Below are 18,540 nucleotides of genomic sequence, written 5' to 3'. Positions count from 1 at the left end.
ACAGTCGGGCCCATGACCAAGTGGGAGTACGTCACGGTGCCGCTTCTGGTGCACGCGACCAAGCAGATTCTGGACACCTGGGGCGAGGACGGCTGGGAGCTCGTCCAGGTCGTGCCCGGGCCGAACAACCCCGAGCAGCTCGTGGCCTACCTGAAGCGGCCCAAGTCGTGAGCGGGACCGTCGAGGCGAAGCTCGCCGAGCTGGGCCTGACCCTGCCGGAGGTCGTCCCTCCGCTGGCCGCGTACCAGCCGGCCGTGCAGTCGGGCGTCTACGTGTACACCTCGGGCCAGCTCCCGATGGTGGCGGGCAAGCTCCCGGTGACCGGCAAGGTCGGCGCCGAGGTGACCGCCGAGGAGGCCAAGCAGCTCGCCGCCACGTGCGCGCTCAACGCCCTCGCGGCCGTGAAGTCGGTCGCCGGTGACCTCGACCGCGTCAAGCGCGTCGTGAAGGTCGTCGGCTTCGTCGCCTCCGCCGCCGACTTCACCGGGCAGCCGGGCGTGATCAACGGCGCCAGCGAGCTGCTCGGCGCCGTCCTCGGCGAGAAGGGCGTGCACGCGCGCAGCGCCGTCGGCGTGGCCGTGCTGCCGCTCGACGCCCCGGTCGAGGTCGAGGTCCAGGTCGAGCTGACCGAGGCCTGACCGCCCCTCCTGCCGCACGCACGCGCGTGGGCCGGCCACCCCGCACGGGGCGGCCGGCCCACGCGCGCGTGGAGCCCCGGCCGGCGGCTCGCCCTCGTGCATTCCCGCGCTTGCGCATAGCATCCGGCCATGTCGAATGGTCAGTCGAAGCAGTCGAACGGTCAGTGGTACCCGCCGGAGTGGCCCGACCGCATCCGCGCCCTCGCCGCCGGCGAGCTGACCCCGGTGGAGCCCCGGCGCGCCGCCACCGTCCTGCTCCTGCGGGACGGGGCCGCGGGGCCCGACGTCCACATGCTGCGCCGCCGCACCTCGATGGCCTTCGCGGGCGGCGCGTACGCCTATCCCGGCGGCGGCGTCGACCCGCGCGACGAGCATCCGGTGCGCTGGGCGGGCCCGTCCCGGGAGACCTGGGCGGCCCGGCTCGGCCTCGACGACCCCGCGCAGGCCCAGGCCGTGGTCTGCGCCGCCGTGCGCGAGACGTACGAGGAGGCGGGCGTGCTGCTCGCCGGGGAGACCGCGGACGGGGTCGTCGGGGACACGACGGGCGAGGACTGGGAGCGGGACCGGGAGGCGCTCGTCGCCCGCGAGCTGTCCTTCGCCGACTTCCTCGACCGGCGCGGGCTCGTCCTGCGCTCCGACCTGCTCGGCGCCTGGGCCCGCTGGATCACGCCCGAGTTCGAACAGCGCCGGTACGACACCTGGTTCTTCGTGGCCGCCCTCCCGGCCGGGCAGCGCACCCGGAACGCCTCCACCGAGGCCGACCGCACGGTCTGGATCCGCCCGGCGGAGGCCGCCGCCGGCTACGACCGGGGCGAGCTGCTGATGATGCCGCCGACGATCTCCACCCTGCGTACCCTGGAGCCGTACGGGACGGCCGCCGAGGCCCTCGCGGCGGCGCAGGCGCGGGACCTGGCGCCCGTGCTCGCCCAGGCGCGCCTGGAGGGCGAGGAGCTGGTCCTGAGCTGGCCGGGCCACGAGGAGTTCACCAAGATCATCCCGTCCGGGGGCGCGCGATGAGCGACGCCGCCGCCCTGCCCGGACAGCCGCGCGGGCTCGTGGTCACCGGACCGGCGACCGAGCGGGCCGTGAACGTCCTGGCGCCCAACCCGTCCGCGATGACCCTCGACGGCACCAACACCTGGCTGCTCTCCGAGCCTGGCTCGGACCTGGCCGTCGTCGTCGACCCCGGCCCGCTCGACGAGGGGCACCTGCGGAACGTGATCGACACCGCCGGGAAGCTCGGCAAGCGGGTCGCGCTCACCCTGCTGACCCACGGCCACCCGGACCACGCGGAGGGCGCCGGGCGCTTCGCCGAGCTGACCCGGACGCCCGTGCGGGCCCTCGACCCGGCGCTCCGGCTCGGCGACGAGGGGCTCGGCGAGGGGGACGTGGTGACGGTCGGCGGCCTGGAGCTGCGGATCGTCCCGACGCCCGGCCACACCTCGGACTCGCTCTCCTTCCACCTGCCCGCCGACCGGGCGGTCCTGACCGGGGACACGATCCTGGGGCGCGGGACGACGATGGTCGCGCACCCGGACGGGCGCCTCGGGGACTACCTGGACTCGCTGCGGCGGCTGCGGTCGCTGACCGTCGACGACGGGGTGCGCACGGTCCTGCCGGGCCACGGGCCGGTCCTGGAGGACGCGCAGGGGGCCGTGGAGTTCTACCTCGCGCACCGGGCGAGCCGGCTCGCCCAGGTCGAGACGGCCGCCGAGAACGGCCTCCGTACGGCGCCGGAGGTCGTGGCCCACGTGTACGCGGACGTGGACCGGTCCCTGTGGCCGGCGGCCGAGCTGTCGGTGCGGGCGCAGCTGGAGTACCTGCGGGAGCGCGGGCTGATCTGAGCGCCGCCCCCGGGTCGGGGGCGGGTCGGGGTCCGGCAACGGGGGCCGGGGTGCGGCTGCCGGGACGCGGCATGGCCCGGGGAGCACGCCATGCTTTACGGTCCCTTTACGTCCGTTGTCTCGGCCATCGTTCCACCGGGGGGATTTCTCGTGTTCGTCCTGGCCATTCTTCTGCTCATAGCGGCGGTGGTGCTCTACTTCGTGGGGCGCTCCATGGACCGCTCCGCCCTCCGCCTCGGCGCGCTGGGCGCGCTGATCGCCGCCCTCCTCGCGGGCATCACCAGCGTCGTCCACGTGGTCGGCGCGTACGAGGTCGGCGTGCCGGTGACCTTCGGCAAGGTGGGTTCGCCCATGACGCCCGGCGTGAACGTGATCTCGCCGTTCACCACGGTCACCTCCTTCTCCACCCGCCCGGTGGACCTGAACCTCTCCGACCAGGACGTGGTCGAGGTCCGCTCCTCGCAGGGCGGTGTGATGGAGGCCGAGGTGACCGTGAAGTGGGCGGTCGCGCCGACCAAGGCCGTGGAGCTGTACCGGCTCGCCGGCAGCGAGGCCGCCATCCAGCAGCGGCTGGTCTTCCCGGACAGCCGGGAGATCGTGCGCAACGTCTTCGCCCGCCACACCAGCGAGGAGGGCTACAGCTCCGCCCGCGAGAAGATCAACGCGGAGATCGCCGCCCTGGTCAAGGAGCGCCTGGCCCCGCGCGGCATCGACGTGACCACGGTCAACCTGCGCAACGTGAAGCCGTCCAAGGCGCTGCAGGACCAGATCGACCGCAAGATCCAGCAGCAGCAGGCGACCGAGCGCGCCCTGGAGGCCGCCCGTACCGCCAAGGCCGAGTCCGACCGGCGCCGGATCGAGGCGGAGGGCATCGCCCGCGCCAACAAGATCCTCAACGACTCGCTGACCGACAAGGTCCTGATGAACCAGTGCATCGACGCCTTCAAGGAGGCGGCGGCGGCGAACCCGATCTACGCGGTGCCCTGCGCGAACGGCGGCTCCGCCCCGGTGATCGTGGACGGCACGAAGCGCTGATCCGGTAGGACGCGCGTACGTACGCGGAAGGCCGCCCCCGGGAGCCGGGGGCGGCCTTCTCCACGTGTACGCGCGTGCGTGCCTCCCGCTTACCGCGAGCGCTTCGCGAGGCGCTCCACGTCGAGGAGGATCACGGCGCGGGCCTCCAGGCGCAGCCAGCCGCGCTGGGCGAAGTCCGCGAGCGCCTTGTTGACCGTCTCGCGGGAGGCGCCGACGAGCTGGGCCAGCTCCTCCTGGGTGAGGTCGTGCACGACGTGGATGCCCTCCTCCGACTGCACGCCGAAGCGGCGCGACAGGTCGAGGAGCGCGCGGGCGACCCGGCCCGGCACGTCGGAGAAGACCAGGTCGGACATCTGGTCGTTGGTCTTGCGCAGGCGCCGGGCGACCGCGCGCAGCAGCGCGGTGGCCACCTCGGGGCGCGCGTTCAGCCAGGGCTGGAGGTCGCCGTGGCCCAGGCCGAGCAGCTTGACCTCGGTCAGCGCGGTCGCGGTGGCGGTGCGCGGGCCCGGGTCGAAGAGGGACAGCTCGCCGATGAGCTCGCCGGGGCCGAGGACGGCCAACATGTTCTCGCGGCCGTCGGGGGAGGTGCGGTGCAGCTTCACCTTGCCCTCGGTGACCACGTACAGGCGGTCGCCGGGGTCGCCCTCGTGGAAGAGCGCGTCGCCACGGGCAAGCGTCGCCTCACTCATCGAGGCGCGCAGCTCGGCAGCCTGCTCGTCATCGAGCGCCGCGAAGAGCGGGGCGCGCCGCAGAACGTCGTCCACGAGTTCTCTCCATACTGTCGACCTGCTCACGGGATCCGGATCCCATGATGCCGGACGTACAAAACAGTGCGATCAATCACAACAAGTTTGACGCACCGTGCCGCACTTCCGTACGTCAGGGGCCCGATCGGGGGCTGATCGGCCGTGCCCGGGGCAGATGTCGGTGGCGGCCCCTAGGCTGGCCGCGTGTCCAACTCGCCGGTGAGAGCGCAGGCCAAGGGGGCTGGAAGAGTGTCGGCCGAAAGTAATTCCGCCGTGGGCGAACACGGTGCGTCGAAACGGGCGAAGGCGACAAATCGGAAGTCTGCGCCCGAGCCGGGACGCGCGGCCGACTCCCGATCGCCCCGCACGGCCGAACCGGGGACGCCTCGCACGGCGGAGCCGGGGACGCCCCGCGCGTCCAAGCCCGCGTCGCCTCGCGCGTCCAAGTCCGAGTCGCTCCGGGCCGCCGAGCCGGGCACGTCCCGTGCCGCCAAGCCCGAGTCGCGGCTCGCGATGGTGCGCCGGGCGCGCCGGATCAACCGCGAGCTGGCCGAGGTCTATCCGTACGCCCATCCGGAGCTGGACTTCCGCAACCCCTTCGAACTGCTCGTCGCCACGGTCCTCTCCGCCCAGACCACCGACCTGCGGGTCAACCAGACCACCCCCGCCCTCTTCGCGAAGTACCCCACGCCCGAGGACCTCGCCGCCGCCGTGCCCGAGGAGGTCGAGGAGCTGATCCGGCCGACCGGCTTCTTCCGCGCCAAGACCAAGTCGATCATGGGCCTCTCCGCCGCCCTCCGGGACGACTTCGGCGGCGAGGTCCCCGGCCGCCTGGAGGACCTCGTCAAACTCCCCGGCGTCGGCCGCAAGACCGCCTTCGTCGTCCTCGGCAACGCCTTCGGGGTCCCCGGCATCACCGTCGACACCCACTTCATGCGCCTCGCCCGGCGCTGGAGGTGGACCGAGTCCGACGACCCGGTGAAGATCGAGGCCGAGGTCGCCACGATCTTCCCCAAGAGCGAGTGGACCATGCTCTCGCACCGGGTGATCTTCCACGGCCGTCGCATCTGCCACGCCCGCAAGCCCGCGTGCGGCGCCTGCCCGATCACCCACCTCTGTCCTTCGTACGGGGAGGGCGAGACCGACCCCGAGAAGGCGGCGAAGCTGCTCAAGTACGAGAAGGGCGGCTTCCCCGGCCAGCGGCTCAACCCGCCGCCCGACTACCCGGGCCGCCCGGCACCGCCCTTGGGTGCGAGCGGCTGAGCCCGACGCCCCCCGCCCCCTCCGACCGGGGGCGGGCCCCGGGAACGATCCCGTCCGTCCATCGCGTTGTGAACCAACGGGGGTGCCTATGACGCGCACTGAAGAAGAGACCCAGGGGCACGAGGCCCACGGGCCCGAGCCGCACGGATACGAGGCCCGCGGCCTCGTCAGCCGCGACGGCCTGCCCGCCTGGCTCGCCCCCGTCGACCGAGCCGCCCGCACCGTCCGGCCCGAGCAGCTGAGCCGCTTCCTGCCGCCCGCGAGCGGGGACGGACGCCAGTCCGCCGTCCTCGTCCTCTTCGGCGAGGGCGAGCGGGGCCCCGAACTGCTCCTCATGGAGCGCGCCGGCACCCTCCGCTCGCACGCCGGACAGCCCTCCTTCCCCGGCGGCGCCCTCGACCCCGAGGACGGCACCCCCGAGGACGGCGGGCTGCTGCGCGCCGCCCTGCGCGAGGCCCGGGAGGAGACCGGCCTCGACCCCGCCGGCGTCCAGCTCTTCGGCGTGCTGCCCCGGCTCTACATCCCCGTCAGCCGCTTCGTCGTCACCCCGGTCCTCGGCTGGTGGCGCGCCCCGAGCCCGGTCGACGCCGTCGACCCCGGCGAGACCGCCCGCGTCTTCACCGTCCCCGTGGCGGATCTCACGGACCCCAGGAACCGCGCGACCAGCGTCCACCCCAGCGGCCACAAGGGTCCGGCGTTCCTGGTCGAATCCGCCCTGGTCTGGGGTTTCACGGCCGGAGTGATCGACCGGCTGCTCCACTTCGCCGGCTGGGAGCTGCCCTGGGACAGGACCAGACAGGTCCCGCTCGACTGGCGCTCATGACAGGCTGACCCCGGGGCGACCGGAAACGAATCTGCGAGGCTATTGACGGTGAACGTGCTGGACATCCTGTTGCTGCTCGCCGCCGTGTGGTTCGCGATCATCGGTTACCGCCAGGGATTCGTGGTCGGCATCCTCTCGGTGATCGGCTTCCTCGGCGGCGGTCTCGTCGCCGTCCTGCTGCTCCCGGTCCTCTGGAACGAGCTGACCGACAACAGCGAGGTCTCCACCACGGCGACGGTCGTCTTCGTGATGATCGTCATCGTCTGCGCCTCCGTCGGCCAGGCCTTCACCACCCACCTCGGCAACAAGCTCCGCCGGCACATCACCTGGTCGCCCGCCCGCGCCCTCGACGCCACGGGCGGCGCCCTGGTCAACGTCGTCGCGATGCTGCTCGTGGCCTGGCTGATCGGCTCGCTCATCGCCAACACCACGATGCCCACCCTGGGCAAGGAGGTGCGCAGCTCCCGGGTCCTGCTCGGCCTGGAGCGGGTGATGCCGGAACAGGCCTCGGGCTGGTTCGCCGACTTCCGCTCCACTCTGGCCCGCAGCGGTTTCCCGCCGGTCTTCAGCCCCTTCGTCAACGAGCCCATCACCCCGGTCACGCCCCCCGACCCGGCGCTCGCGGACAGCCCGGTCGCCGCCCGCGCCCAGCGCTCCATCGTGAAGGTCGTCGGCACCGCGCAGAGTTGCGGCAAGGTCCTCGAAGGCACCGGCTTCGTCTTCGGCGAGCGCCGCGTCATGACCAACGCCCACGTCGTCGGCGGCGTCGACGAGCCGACCGTCCAGATAGGCGGCGAGGGCAAGCTCTACGACGCCAAGGTCGTCCTCTACGACTGGCAGCGCGACATCGCCGTCCTGGACGTGCCGGACCTCAAGGCCACGCCGCTCGTCTTCACCGACGAGGACGCCCGCAGCGGGGACGGCGCGATCGTCGCCGGCTTCCCGGAGAACGGCGCGTACGACGTGCGCTCGGCGCGCGTCCGGGGCCGCATCGACGCCCCCGGTCCCGACATCTACAGCCGCGGCGAGGTGAACAGGGACGTGTACTCGCTGTACGCGACGGTCCGCCAGGGCAACTCCGGCGGCCCGCTCCTCACCGAGGACGGCGAGGTGTACGGCGTGATCTTCGCCCGCTCCCGCGACGACGCGAACACGGGCTACGCCCTGACGGCCGACGAGGTCCGGGGGGACGTCGAGCGCGGCCTGGCGGCCAACCAGCAGGTCGACACCCAGGGCTGCGCCCTCTGAAGCCCCCGCGGCCCCCTCGTACCGCCGCTGCCGCTCACTTCCTCCGGAAGGTCCGGGGGGTCAGCCGCGGGTGTGCCTGAGCCGGGCCGAGACCCAGCGGGCCCGGCGGCGCAGGATGCGCGAGATCCCCACCCCTTGCACGGCGTGCGTACGGCCCGGCTCCGGAGGTCCGCCCCTTTCGAGGGGTCCCGGTCCGGCGGCCGAGCCGCGGTCGCGTGCCGTCGTGTCACCATAGTCGTGCGTCCAGCCCATACCCGGACGTCTGCCCGTGCCCCAAGGTCGGTAACCTCCCCGGGGCCCGCCAATTGGAGTATGCGCGAGGCACATGGCCGTTCGAGGCAACTCCGTTCGCCGGACAGGGGTCCGACGGTGCGTCAGCGACCTGCCCCGCGTTCCTTCAGCGGTCCGGCTCGGGGTCCTTCAGCCAGTTGACGAGCTCCGTGGTGAAGGCCGCCGGGTCCTCCTCGTGGGGGAAGTGCCCGAGGCCGTCGAAGAGCCGCCAGCGGTACGGCGCCTCCACGTACTCGCCCGAACCGGCCGCGCTGCGGGTCCGCATCACCGGGTCCAGGGAGCCGTGCAGATGGAGCGTCGGCACCCGCACCGGCCGCTTCATGCGCCGGTTGAACTGGATGCCGTCCGGGCGGGCGAGCGACCGCACCATCCAGCGGTACGGCTCGATCGAGCAGTGCGCCGTCGAGGGGACGAGCATCGCCCGCCGGTACACCTCGACCGCCTCCTCGTCGCCGGTCGGCCGCGGCCCCGACCAGTCCCGGATCAGCTCCCCCACGAGCGCGGCGTCGTCCGCGACGAGCCGGCGCTCCGGCAGCCACGGCCGCTGGAAGCCCCAGACGTGCGAACCGGCCCGCGACTGGGAGAAGTCGGAGAGCATCGCCGAGCGCCAGCGGCGCGGGTGCGGCATCGAGGAGACCACGAGCCGGCGCACCAGCTTGGGCCGCATCACGGCCGCCGTCCAGGCCAGGTAGCCGCCCAGGTCGTGCCCGACGAGCGCCGCGTCCGGCTCGCCGAGCGAGCGGACGACGCCCGTGATGTCGAGCGCCAGGTTGGCGGGGTCGTAACCCCGGGGCGTGCGGTCGCTGCCGCCGACCCCGCGCAGGTCCATCGCGACGGCCCGGAACCCGGCTTCGGCGAGGGCGGGCAGCTGGTGGCGCCAGGTCCACCAGAACTGCGGGAAGCCGTGCAGGAGCAGCACCAGCGGCCCGTCGCCCATCTCGGCGATGTGGAAGCGGGCGCCGTTGGCGGCCACGTCCCGGTGGGTCCACGGCCCGTCGAGCCGTACGGGTCCGCCGCCGGCGGTGCTGCTCTCGGGAAGGGTCATACGGACGAGCGTGCCACAACGGTGCCCTTGTCCAGGTCAACGGAGCCCTTGACCAGAGCCTTGGGCGCCTCGGGGCGCGGGTGCGGCTTGACGTTCTGCACGATCGCGGCCGTCCGCTTGGCGGACGCGATGGACTTCTCCGGCGGCTTGACCTTCTTGAACTTGGAGTACGCGAGGAGGCCGAGGAGCCCCGCGAGCAGCACGTTCGCCGTGAAGGAGAGCAGGAAGCACCAGACGAGGTTCCAGCCCCCGTTGCCGTTGTGCCCGCCGGTCCAGGTGTTGATGGCGTACGCGAGCGCGAAGCTCAGCATCGGCAGGGAGAACAGCAGCACCACGCCGGCCGCGACGCCCGCCGCGCTGCCGATCGCGCCGCGCTTGACGTCCTGCCTCAGCTCGGCCTTCGCCAGGGCGATCTCGTCGTGCACCAGTGCCGACATCTCGGCGGTCGCCGAGGCGACCAGCTGGCCGAGGCTCGGCTCGCCCTTGTCGTACAGGTCGCTCATCGCTGCTCCCTCTCCTCGTCTACGGTCCGACTCAGATCATGCCGGACGGTCGCCCTCCTCGCTCGATGCCCCCGCCAGTTGGGCGCGCTGTCGGTGTTCGGCGGCCTTCCGCTCGTGGATCGCGGCCATCCGGAGGTGGTATTCCGGGCTGTTCTCCTCGTAGATGTCCGGGATGCCGTCCTCGTCCTCGTCGCGCTCCTCGTTCGCGTAGAGCGCGCTGTACTTCCGGACCCGCAGCTTCAGCAGGATCGCGGCGAGGACGGCCGCGACGAGCGAGCCCGTCAGGACGGCGGCCTTCACCTGGTCGGTGAGGGCCGGGTCGTCGGTGAAGGCGAGTTCGCCGATGAGGAGCGAGACGGTGAAGCCGATCCCGGCGAGGGTGGCGAGGGCGAAGACGTCCGGCCAGGACAGGTCGGGGTTGAGCTGGGCCCGGGTGAAGCGGGCGGTGAGCCAGGTGCCGCCGAAGATGCCGACGGCCTTGCCGACGACGAGGCCGAGGACGACGCCGAGCGTGACCGGCTGGGTGAAGACGTCCCCGAGGGACTTGCCGGAGACGCTGACGCCGGCCGAGAAGAGGGCGAACAGCGGCACCGCGACACCGGCCGAGAACGGGCGGACCAGGTGCTCGATGTGCTCGCCGGGGGAGTGCTCCTCGCCCTCGCGGGTGGTGCAGCGGAGCATCAGGCCCATGGCGACGCCGGCGATGGTGGCGTGGACGCCGCTGTTGTACATCAGGCCCCAGATCACCAGGGCGAGCGGCACGTACACGTACCAGCCCCGGACCCCCTTGCGGAGCAGCAGCCAGAAGACGGCGAGGCCTGCGACGGCGCCGCCGAGCGCGGCGAAGTCCAGGTCCGAGGTGAAGAAGGCCGCGATGATCAGGATGGCGAAGAGGTCGTCGACGACGGCGAGGGTGAGCAGGAAGGCGCGCAACGCGGACGGCAGCGAGGTGCCGATCACGGCGAGGACGGCGAGCGCGAAGGCGATGTCGGTCGCGGTGGGGACGGCCCAGCCGTCGAGCGAACCGTCGCCCAGGACGTTGACCAGGGTGTAGACGAGGGCGGGCGCGGCCATGCCGCAGAGCGCGGCGACGACGGGGAGCGCGGCGGCCCGGGGGTCGCGCAGCTCGCCCGCGACGAGTTCGCGCTTGAGCTCGACGCCGGCGACGAAGAAGAAGACCGCGAGGAGGCCGTCGGCGGCCCAGTGCTCGACGGAGAGGTCGAGGCCGAGGGCGGCGGGGCCGAAGTGGAAGTCCCGCACGGTCTCGTAGCTGCCGCTCAGCGGGGTGTTCGCCCAGATCAGGGCCGCGACGGCGGCGAGGAGGAGCAGCATGCCGCCGACGGTCTCGGTGCGCAGGGCGTCGGTGAGGTAGCGGCGCTCGGGCAGGGGGAGCAGACCGAGGAACTTGCGGTCGGTGGGCGCGGACATGCGGGAGACCTCCGTCGGGCGGGCAGGGCGAAGCACATGCCGACCAGACTTCCCGGCGCACCTGGGTCCTTCTGTCGCGTTCCTGACGCGACCCACACCATACCCAAGGAGGCGGTGGGGCATCCGGTGAGAAGCAGCCTAGGGAGTTTCTCCCGGTTCGTCCCCTCGGGGAGGGCGTACGGGAAAGCCCGCTCCCGGACGGTGCTTTCCGGGGGCGGGCGTTCCCTTCGTACCGGCTCCGGCTCAGTCCTCGCTGGAGGTGGCCGGCAGCTGGGTCTGGATGAGCGACATGACCGAGGAGTCGGTCAGCGTGGTGACGTCGCCCAGCTCCCGGTTCTCCGCGACGTCGCGGAGCAGACGGCGCATGATCTTGCCCGAGCGGGTCTTCGGCAGCTCCGCCACCGGCAGGATCCGCTTCGGCTTGGCGATCGGGCCGAGGGTCGCGCCGACGTGGTTGCGCAGCTCGGCGACGAGGTTCTCGTCCTGGCTGGCCGTGCCGCGCAGGATCACGAAGGCGACGATCGCCTGGCCGGTCGTCTCGTCGGCGGCGCCGACGACGGCCGCCTCGGCGACGGACGGGTGGGAGACGAGGGCCGACTCGACCTCGGTCGTCGAGATGTTGTGGCCCGAGACGAGCATGACGTCGTCGACCCGGCCGAGCAGCCAGATGTCGCCGTCCTCGTCCTTCTTGGCGCCGTCGCCCGCGAAGTACTTGCCCTCGAAGCGGGACCAGTACGTGTCGATGTAGCGCTGGTCGTCGCCCCAGATGGTGCGGAGCATCGACGGCCACGGCTCGGTGAGGACCAGGTAGCCGCCCCCGCCGTTCGGCACCTCGTTGGCCTCGTCGTCCACGACGGTGGCGGAGATGCCCGGCAGCGGGCGCTGGGCGGAGCCCGGCTTGGTCTCGGTGACGCCCGGCAGCGGCGAGATCATCATCGCGCCGGTCTCGGTCTGCCACCAGGTGTCCACGATCGGGGTCTTGCCGGCGCCGATGTGCTCGCGGTACCAGACCCAGGCCTCGGGGTTGATCGGCTCGCCGACCGAGCCGAGGACCCGCAGGCTCGACAGGTCGAACTTCGCGGGGACGTCGTTGCCCCACTTCATGAACGTGCGGATCGCGGTCGGCGCCGTGTAGAGGATGGTGACGCCGTACTTCTGCACGATCTCCCAGAACCGGCCCTGGTGCGGGGTGTCCGGGGTGCCCTCGTACATGACCTGCGTCGCGCCGTTGGCCAGCGGGCCGTAGACGATGTACGAGTGGCCGGTGACCCAGCCGATGTCGGCGGTGCACCAGTAGACGTCGCTCTCCGGCTTGAGGTCGAAGACGGCGTGGTGGGTGTAGGCGGCCTGGGTGAGGTAGCCGCCGGAGGTGTGCAGGATGCCCTTCGGCTTCCCCGTGGTGCCCGAGGTGTAGAGGATGAAGAGCGGGTGCTCCGCCTCGAAGGCCTCCGGGGTGTGCTCGGCGGACTGGCGGGCGACGATGTCGTCCCACCACACGTCGCGGCCCTCGGTGAAGGCGGTGTCCTGGCCCGTGCGGCGGACCACGAGGACGTGCTCGACCTGCGGACACTTGGCGACGGCCTCGTCGATGGCCGGCTTGAGGGCGCTCGGCTTGCCGCGCCGGTAGCCGCCGTCGGCGGTCACGACCAGCTTGGCGTCGGCGTCCTGGATGCGGGAGGCCACGGCGTCGGCCGAGAAGCCGCCGAAGACCACCGAGTGGGCGGCGCCGACGCGGGCGCAGGCCAGCATCGTGACGGCCGCCTCGGGGATCATCGGCAGGTAGACGGCGACCCGGTCGCCCTTGCGGACGCCCAGCTCGGTCAGCGCGTTGGCCGCCCTGGAGACCTCGTCCTTGAGCTCGGCGTAGGTGATCGCGCGGCTGTCGCCCGGCTCGCCCTCGAAGTGGATGGCGACCCGGTCGCCGTGCCCGGCCTCGACGTGCCGGTCGACGCAGTTGTACGCCACGTTCAGCTCGCCGTCCGCGAACCACTTGGCGAACGGCGGGTTCGACCAGTCCAGGGTCTCGGTCGGCTCGGTGGCCCAGGTCAGCCGCTTGGCCTGCTCGGCCCAGAAGCCCAGCCGGTCCGCCTTGGCCTGCTCGTACGCCTCCGCCGTCACATTGGCGTCCGCCGCCAGCTCCGCAGGCGGCGCGAAGCGGCGCTCCTCGCGAAGCAGATTGGCCAGGCTTTCGTTGCTCACGACATCTCCCTTTCCCAGGGCGTCCTCTGTGCGTATGTGTCCCGCGTCATAGCTCACCAGTCAGATGCCCGGGTGACAAGAGTCTCCAGGGAATTGGTTTAGACCTGTGGGTGGCTTGATGTGGGGTGGCCCTTCCTCCCGAGCGGTGGGAGGAGGGGCCACACAGTCTCACGGACGGACGGCCCCGACGGTTCAGGGCGCGTGCGCCCCGGGGGACGGGATCACGTGCGCTCCGGGGCGCGAGGGCTCGTGCGCTCCGGGGTGTGGGATCGGGAGAGGGTGCCCGCTCAGAAGGCGTGCGCCGTTTCCAGCCGGGCCGACCGCTCGTCCGCCGGGTCGGCTTCCGGTTCGGCCTTCGGTTCGGCCTTCGGGTCGGCTTCCGGTCCGGGGGCAGGGCCGGTCGGCATGACGCGGGTGAACACCTCGTCGTAGGCGTCGTAGGAACCGTAGGAGTCATGGGCGCCGTGGCCCTGCGGCTCGTCCGCGCCGCCGAGCAGGTACGCCTGCGCCTCGCCCACGTGGAAGTACATCCCGTGCAGCGTGAGGCTGCCGTCGGCGAGCCGGCGCGCCACCGACTCGTACGCCCGCAGGTGCTCCAACTGCTGGACGACGTTGGTCAGGCAGAGCTGCTCGACCGCGTCGGCCGGCAGGCGTCCCGCGATGCGGGCCCATGCGTGGCGTCTGCTCGCCATCCGCTCCAGGCTGGGCCGGCCGTGCCGGAGCCAGCGGCGGAGCGGGGACGGCGGGTCGTCCGGACCGGCGTTCATGAGGGCCTGCATCGCGCCGCAGCCGGAGTGGCCGCAGACGGTGATCGACTCGACCCGCAGCACCTCCACCGCGTACTCGATCGCCGCCGCCACCGAGTCGTCCCCGCTCTCCTCGCCGGGGAGCGGGACGAGGTTGCCGACGTTGCGCACGGTGAAGAGGTCACCGGGGCCGCTCGACGTGATCATGCTGGTGACCAGGCGGGAGTCGGCGCAGGTCAGGAAGAGCTGCGAGGGGCGCTGGCCCTCCCGGGCGAGCCGGGCCAGCTCGTCCCGTACGAGCGGGGCGGTGTTCCGCTGGAACTTGCCGATGCCGCTCGCCAGCTTCAGCCCCGGCGCGGCCCTGTCCGCACCCGCCCCGTCGGCTTCGGCGGGCTCGGCCGGCGGCTCCCCGCACTGGTGGTTGTGCCAGGGGGTCCAGGGGCGGCAGCAGGAGTGCGGGGCCGCGCCGGGGGAGGGGTCGGCGATCCGGGTGCCGGCGGGGCCGGTCGTCTCGACCGTGCCGCCGTGGGCGAGGTGCCCGGCCGTCCAGTCGCTCAGCGTCTCGTACGCCGCGTGGTCCATGAACGACCCGTCCAGCTCGACCACCACGTCGGAACCGGACGGCAGTTGGTGCAGGGCCCGGCTCAGCCGGGGCACGGCGAGGAACGTCAGCTGGCCCCGGACGCGGAGGAGTTGGCGTCCGTCCCGCTCCTCGCGGGTGATCCGGGTGCGGGTGAGCCGGTGCAGGGCGACCGCGACGGCCACGCCGATGCCGAGGGCGACGCCCTCCAGGATGCCGATGAGGACGACTCCGGTCAGCGTCACCGCGTAGACGACGACTTCGCGGTGGCGGGTGATCGTGCGGATGTGGGTGATGCTGACCATCTGGATGCCGACCACCATCACGAGGGCGGCGAGCGCGGGCAGCGGGATCAGGTCGATCACGGGCACGAGCAACAGGGCCGCGAGCACGATCCACAGGCCGTGCAGCATGGTGGAGGCGCGGCTCACCGCGCCCGCCGTGACGTTGGCGACGCTGCGGACCGCGACCCCGGCGACGGGGAGCCCGCCGAGTGCGCCGGAGACCACGTTCGCCATGCCCTGTCCGGCGAGTTCGCGGTCGAGGGCGGTGCGCGGGATGCCCAGGCCGTGGTCCGGGCGGGCGGCGACGAGCTTGTCGACCGCGACGGCGGAGAGCAGCGACTGCACGCTGGTGACGAGGGTGATCGTGAGCACGCCGGCGGCGATGCCGAGGACCGGGCCTTCGGGCATCCCCGGCAGGGCGTGACTGCTCCAGGACGGCAGGTCGACGCGGGGCACGGCGAGTCCGGCGAGCACCGCCACCGCCGTCGCGCCCGCCACCGCGACGAGCGCGGCCGGGGCCTTGCGCAGGAGCTTCCCGGCGCGGCCCGGCAGGCGCGGCCAGCAGAGCAGCGCGACCACGGTGAGCGCGCTGATGGAGAACGCGGCCGGCTGGACGTGCGCCAACTGGGCGGGCAGCCCCAGGGCGTTGTCCACGGGGGAGCTCTGGGGGGTGCCGCCGAGCACGATGTGCAGCTGGGCGAGGGCGATGGTGACGCCGATGCCGCCCAGCATGCCGTGCACGATCGCGGGCGAGACGGCGAGCGCGGAGCGGGCCACGCGCAGGGCGGACAGGCCGAGTTGGGCGAGGCCGGCGAGGACGGTGATGGCGCAGGTGGTGCGCCAGCCGTAGAGCCGGATGAGCTCGGCGGTCACGACGGTGAGGCCGGCGGCGGGGCCGCTCACCTGGAGCGGGGAGCCGCCGAAGCGGCCGGCGACGAGGCCGCCGACGGCGGCGGCGACCAGTCCGGCCTGGAGCGGGGCTCCGGTGGCGAGGGCGATGCCGAGCGAGAGCGGCAGCGCGATCAGGAAGACGGCGATCGACGCGGACACGTCGACGGAGGCGATGCGGAAGCGGCGCGGTCCCCCCGGGGGGCTGTGCGGCCGCTGGACGCGGGGTCGGGTGGTCGTGCGGTCGGGGGTGCAGAGGGTCATGTTCCCGTCTCCTCCGGGGTGGCGCGGTCGCGGCTCGTGCGGAACGGACGTGGGGCTCGCGGCCGTGGATCACGGCGTACAGCGGCGGGATGTGCGGCAAGGGTCTCGACGCGAGACCTTCGAAGAAATCATCAACGCTCAGTAATGGGATCGTAATGGAGAGTAAAGACTCGGGCATTACTTTCCGGGCAAATGGGGCAGTGATTCACCTGTTCCAGTGATCGGAGGGCATTTTTCCGCTTGTCGTTTCATCTCCCCGGCCGTCGCGGTGCGACGTTGACGCCGCCCGTACGGAACCGAGGAGAGGTGGGCGGATGACAGCCGCCGGGAGAAGGACCACTGCCCAGAGGAGGGCGCTCGCCGCCGGCGCCCTCACCGTCGCCCTGATCACCGGCGTCGCCGGCTGCTCGGGCTCCGACGGCGACGCCACGAAGGGCACGCCGGGCGGCGGCCCGGGCGCCAAGAAGGGCCCGGCCGCGGCCCCGCAGACGGTGCCCCGGCTGATCGGCGACGGCTCGACCGCCTTCACCGGCGCCCAGCCGAAGCAGCCGGCCTGGCAGCGCCTCAAGCCGGGCGAGACCCCGCCGCAGTTCGTGGTCTTCTCGTGGGACGGGGCGGGCGAGGACAGCCAGAAGCTGTTCTCCCACTTCCGCCAGGTGGGCAAGAAGTACAACGCCACCATGACGTACTTCCTCAGCGGCGTGTACCTGCTGCCCGAGGAGAAGAAGCACCTCTACGAACCGCCGCAGCACAGCGCCGGCCGCTCCGACATCGGCTTCAACGACACCGAGGGCATCCGCGCCACCGTCCGCGAACTCCGCGGGGCCTGGCAGGACGGCAACGAGATCGGCACCCACTTCAACGGGCACTTCTGCGGTCCCGACGGCGGCGTCGGCACCTGGTCCGTCGAGGAGTGGAAGAGCGAGATCAACCAGGCCAAGTCCTTCGTCAAGACCTGGAAGACGAACGCCGGCCTGAGCGCCGAGCAGCCGCTGCCCTTCGACTACGACAAGGAGCTCGTCGGCGCCCGCACCCCCTGCCTGGAGGGCCGGAAGAACTTCGTCCAGGCGGCGGCGCAGATGGGCTTCCGCTACGACACCAGCGGCGTCAACGACCAGATCTGGCCCAAGAAGGACCTGGGCCTCTGGGATCTGTCGCTGCAGCTCGTGCCCGTCCCCGGCCGCGCCTTCCAGACGCTGTCCATGGACTACAACTTCCTGGTCAACCAGTCCCCCGGCACCACCCAGGGCGACCCCTCCCAGCACCGGTACTGGGGCAACCAAATGCGGGACGGCCTGGTGCAGGCCTTCGAACGCTCCTACCGGGGCAACCGCGCGCCGCTGATCATCGGCAACCACTTCGAGTCCTGGAACGGCGGCACGTACATGCGGGCCATCGAGGAGACCATCGCCACCGTCTGCGTGCAGAAGGACGTCAAGTGCGTCTCCTTCCGCCAGCTCGCCGACTGGCTCGACGCCCAGGACCCCGACGTCGTCGCCAAGATGCGCACCCTGAAGGTCGGCGAGGCCCCGGCGGCCGGCTGGAAGGAGTTCCTCTCCTCACCGGCCGCCCCCGCCTCCCCGGCGAAGCCGGTGGGCGCCGCCGCTCCCGCGGCGGGCTGACCCGGCCCGGAGGCGGCCGTTAGACCGCCAGCGGCTCGCCGAGCACGAAACCGGGGTCGACCTGCGCCGCCAGGTCGGCCCCGGTCTTGGCGTTGCCCCAGCTCTCCGCGTTCCGCAGGTGGAAGTGGACCATCTGCCGCGTGTACCGCTCCCAGTCGCGGTGGGCGTACGAGTCGTCCGCCGCGTCCTGGAGGGCCTGGAGCGACATGCGGTTCTCCGCCTCCAGGAGCTCGAAGCGGGACGGGCGGCCCTTCTCCATCGCGCGCACCCAGTCCGAGTGGCCCACCGTCACGAGCAGGTCCTCCCCGACCTCCTCGCGCAGGAAGTCGAGGTCGTCCGGGCCCTGCACCTTGTTCCCGACGACCTTGAGCGCGACGCCGAAGTCCCGCGCGTACTCCTTGTACTGGCGGTAGACCGAGACCCCCTTGCGGGTCGGCTCCGCCACCAGGAACGTCATGTCGAAGCGGGTGAAGAGGCCGGAGGCGAAGGAGTCCGAGCCGGCAGTCATGTCCACGACCACGTACTCGTCGGGGCCGTCGACCAGGTGGTTCAGGCAGAGCTCCACCGCGCCGACCTTCGAGTGGTAGCAGGCGACCCCGAGGTCCGACTCGGTGAAGGGGCCGGTCGCCATCAGCCGGACCTCGCCGTCGTCCAGCCGGACCGGACGCGCGCACGCCTCGTACACCGGATTGTCCTCGCGGACCCGCAGCAGCCGGGAGCCCGACCCGGGCGGAGTCGTCTTGATCATCGTGTCGGCGGAGACGATCCGCGGGTTGGTGCCCCGCAGGTACTCCTTGATGAGCGGCAGGTGCGCGCCCATCGCGGGCAGCGCGGCGGCCTCCGCCTCGGACAGGCCGAGCGCGACGCCCAGGTGCTGGTTGATGTCCGCGTCGACGGCGACGACCGGAGCTTCGTTGGCGGCGAGGTGGCGGATGAAGAGCGAGGACAGCGTGGTCTTGCCGCTGCCGCCCTTCCCGACGAAAGCGATCTTCATGTTCACCTAGGGTAGCCGCACGATCGCTTTTCGTGGTCGGGTTGCGTGAAGAAGACCACTCCATCGTGGGGCGGGGCCGTCGGGCGCGTAGCCTCCCTA

Annotated in this window: 17 protein-coding genes; 9 read left to right on the top strand and 8 right to left on the bottom strand. The window is 72.3% G+C overall.

The features are described from left to right. Positions 1-12 precede the first annotated feature (12 nt). The 5 genes from sp36 (at position 13) to CP977_RS16215 (ending at position 3,517) form a co-directional block, all read left to right on the top strand. Positions 13-171: a Sp36 family protein gene (sp36, locus tag CP977_RS16235; RefSeq protein ID WP_106969341.1), complete on the top strand. Its 159-nt coding sequence runs from the start codon at positions 13-15 to the stop codon at positions 169-171. Continuing rightward, positions 168-638 (top strand): RidA family protein, encoded by a 471-nt coding sequence (locus CP977_RS16230; RefSeq protein ID WP_062754176.1) that lies wholly within the window; start codon positions 168-170, stop codon positions 636-638. The genes sp36 and CP977_RS16230 overlap by 4 nt, the downstream gene beginning before the upstream one ends. Positions 639-767: 129 nt before the next feature. Next, complete coding sequence (locus tag CP977_RS16225) at positions 768-1,655, top strand: NUDIX hydrolase (RefSeq protein WP_062754178.1); 888 nt, start codon at positions 768-770, stop codon at positions 1,653-1,655. Next, the gene (locus CP977_RS16220) at positions 1,652-2,482 is read left to right on the top strand and encodes an MBL fold metallo-hydrolase (RefSeq protein WP_062754180.1); all 831 of its coding nucleotides are present in this window, start codon (positions 1,652-1,654) and stop codon (positions 2,480-2,482) included. Before CP977_RS16225 ends, CP977_RS16220 begins: the two co-directional genes overlap by 4 nt. A gap of 150 nt (positions 2,483-2,632) precedes the next feature. Beyond that, complete coding sequence (locus CP977_RS16215; protein WP_152370347.1) at positions 2,633-3,517, top strand: prohibitin family protein; 885 nt, start codon at positions 2,633-2,635, stop codon at positions 3,515-3,517. Positions 3,518-3,606: 89 nt separating this feature from the next. Here CP977_RS16215 and CP977_RS16210 read toward each other — a convergent pair whose 3' ends face one another. Next, the gene (locus CP977_RS16210) at positions 3,607-4,281 is read right to left on the bottom strand and encodes a Crp/Fnr family transcriptional regulator (RefSeq protein WP_015034542.1); all 675 of its coding nucleotides are present in this window, start codon (positions 4,279-4,281) and stop codon (positions 3,607-3,609) included. A 255-nt stretch (positions 4,282-4,536) separates the two neighbouring features. On the opposite strand from CP977_RS16210, the gene nth reads away from it, so the two are divergent. The 3 genes from nth (at position 4,537) to CP977_RS16195 (ending at position 7,597) form a co-directional block, all read left to right on the top strand. Beyond that, positions 4,537-5,526 carry an endonuclease III gene (gene nth, locus CP977_RS16205; protein ID WP_234363786.1) on the top strand — a complete coding sequence of 330 codons (990 nt, stop codon included), beginning with the start codon at positions 4,537-4,539 and terminating at the stop codon, positions 5,524-5,526. A gap of 88 nt (positions 5,527-5,614) precedes the next feature. Continuing rightward, positions 5,615-6,349, top strand: coding sequence for an NUDIX hydrolase (locus tag CP977_RS16200; protein WP_062754187.1), 735 nt, complete (start codon positions 5,615-5,617; stop codon positions 6,347-6,349). A 48-nt stretch (positions 6,350-6,397) separates the two neighbouring features. After that, entirely contained in the window at positions 6,398-7,597 is a 1,200-nt protein-coding gene (locus tag CP977_RS16195; protein WP_062757011.1) for a MarP family serine protease, read from the top strand. A 60-nt stretch (positions 7,598-7,657) separates the two neighbouring features. Here CP977_RS16195 and CP977_RS34850 read toward each other — a convergent pair whose 3' ends face one another. The 6 genes from CP977_RS34850 to CP977_RS16165 form a co-directional block, all read right to left on the bottom strand. Then, positions 7,658-7,849 (bottom strand): hypothetical protein, encoded by a 192-nt coding sequence (locus CP977_RS34850; protein WP_033208166.1) that lies wholly within the window; start codon positions 7,847-7,849, stop codon positions 7,658-7,660. Between the two features lie 145 nt (positions 7,850-7,994). After that, positions 7,995-8,933: an alpha/beta fold hydrolase gene (locus CP977_RS16185; RefSeq protein ID WP_062754189.1), complete on the bottom strand. Its 939-nt coding sequence runs from the start codon at positions 8,931-8,933 to the stop codon at positions 7,995-7,997. Then, on the bottom strand, positions 8,930-9,436 hold the full coding sequence (locus CP977_RS16180; RefSeq protein ID WP_062754191.1) for a phage holin family protein: 507 nt from the start codon (positions 9,434-9,436) through the stop codon (positions 8,930-8,932). Before CP977_RS16180 ends, CP977_RS16185 begins: the two co-directional genes overlap by 4 nt. A 36-nt stretch (positions 9,437-9,472) precedes the next feature. Next, positions 9,473-10,864, bottom strand: coding sequence for a Na+/H+ antiporter NhaA (gene nhaA / locus CP977_RS16175; protein ID WP_104860477.1), 1,392 nt, complete (start codon positions 10,862-10,864; stop codon positions 9,473-9,475). A gap of 243 nt (positions 10,865-11,107) precedes the next feature. Further along, positions 11,108-13,063, bottom strand: a complete 1,956-nt coding sequence (gene acs / locus CP977_RS16170) for an acetate--CoA ligase (RefSeq protein ID WP_152370346.1) — start codon at positions 13,061-13,063, stop codon at positions 11,108-11,110. 287 nt (positions 13,064-13,350) lie between these two features. Beyond that, positions 13,351-15,825, bottom strand: a complete 2,475-nt coding sequence (locus CP977_RS16165; RefSeq protein WP_152370345.1) for a SulP family inorganic anion transporter — start codon at positions 15,823-15,825, stop codon at positions 13,351-13,353. A 314-nt stretch (positions 15,826-16,139) separates the two neighbouring features. Here CP977_RS16165 and CP977_RS16160 point away from each other — a divergent pair, with 314 nt between their 5' ends. Continuing rightward, the gene (locus CP977_RS16160) at positions 16,140-17,447 is read left to right on the top strand and encodes a polysaccharide deacetylase family protein (RefSeq protein ID WP_062754196.1); all 1,308 of its coding nucleotides are present in this window, start codon (positions 16,140-16,142) and stop codon (positions 17,445-17,447) included. A gap of 19 nt (positions 17,448-17,466) precedes the next feature. Here the strand turns inward: CP977_RS16160 and CP977_RS16155 are convergent, their stop codons facing one another. After that, complete coding sequence (locus CP977_RS16155) at positions 17,467-18,441, bottom strand: ATP-binding protein (RefSeq protein WP_109186890.1); 975 nt, start codon at positions 18,439-18,441, stop codon at positions 17,467-17,469. Between the last annotated feature and the right edge of the window lie 99 nt (positions 18,442-18,540).

Source organism: Streptomyces cinereoruber (assembly GCF_009299385.1).
Taxonomy (GTDB): Bacteria; Actinomycetota; Actinomycetes; order Streptomycetales; family Streptomycetaceae; genus Streptomyces; species Streptomyces bikiniensis.
The sequence above is the reverse complement of the archived record's forward strand: the minus strand, read 5'-3'. Positions and strand labels throughout refer to the sequence as shown.

Coding starts and splice junctions, on each gene's coding strand:
- CP977_RS16165 (WP_152370345.1), bottom strand. CDS start 15,825: ATGACCCTCTGCACCCCCGACCGCACGACCACCCGACCCCGCGTCCAG.
- CP977_RS16180 (WP_062754191.1), bottom strand. CDS start 9,436: ATGAGCGACCTGTACGACAAGGGCGAGCCGAGCCTCGGCCAGCTGGTC.
- CP977_RS16220 (WP_062754180.1), top strand. CDS start 1,652: ATGAGCGACGCCGCCGCCCTGCCCGGACAGCCGCGCGGGCTCGTGGTC.
- CP977_RS16160 (WP_062754196.1), top strand. CDS start 16,140: ATGACAGCCGCCGGGAGAAGGACCACTGCCCAGAGGAGGGCGCTCGCC.
- sp36 (WP_106969341.1), top strand. CDS start 13: ATGACCAAGTGGGAGTACGTCACGGTGCCGCTTCTGGTGCACGCGACC.
- nhaA (WP_104860477.1), bottom strand. CDS start 10,864: ATGTCCGCGCCCACCGACCGCAAGTTCCTCGGTCTGCTCCCCCTGCCC.
- CP977_RS16155 (WP_109186890.1), bottom strand. CDS start 18,441: ATGAAGATCGCTTTCGTCGGGAAGGGCGGCAGCGGCAAGACCACGCTG.
- CP977_RS16225 (WP_062754178.1), top strand. CDS start 768: ATGTCGAATGGTCAGTCGAAGCAGTCGAACGGTCAGTGGTACCCGCCG.
- CP977_RS34850 (WP_033208166.1), bottom strand. CDS start 7,849: ATGGGCTGGACGCACGACTATGGTGACACGACGGCACGCGACCGCGGC.
- CP977_RS16200 (WP_062754187.1), top strand. CDS start 5,615: ATGACGCGCACTGAAGAAGAGACCCAGGGGCACGAGGCCCACGGGCCC.
- CP977_RS16185 (WP_062754189.1), bottom strand. CDS start 8,933: ATGACCCTTCCCGAGAGCAGCACCGCCGGCGGCGGACCCGTACGGCTC.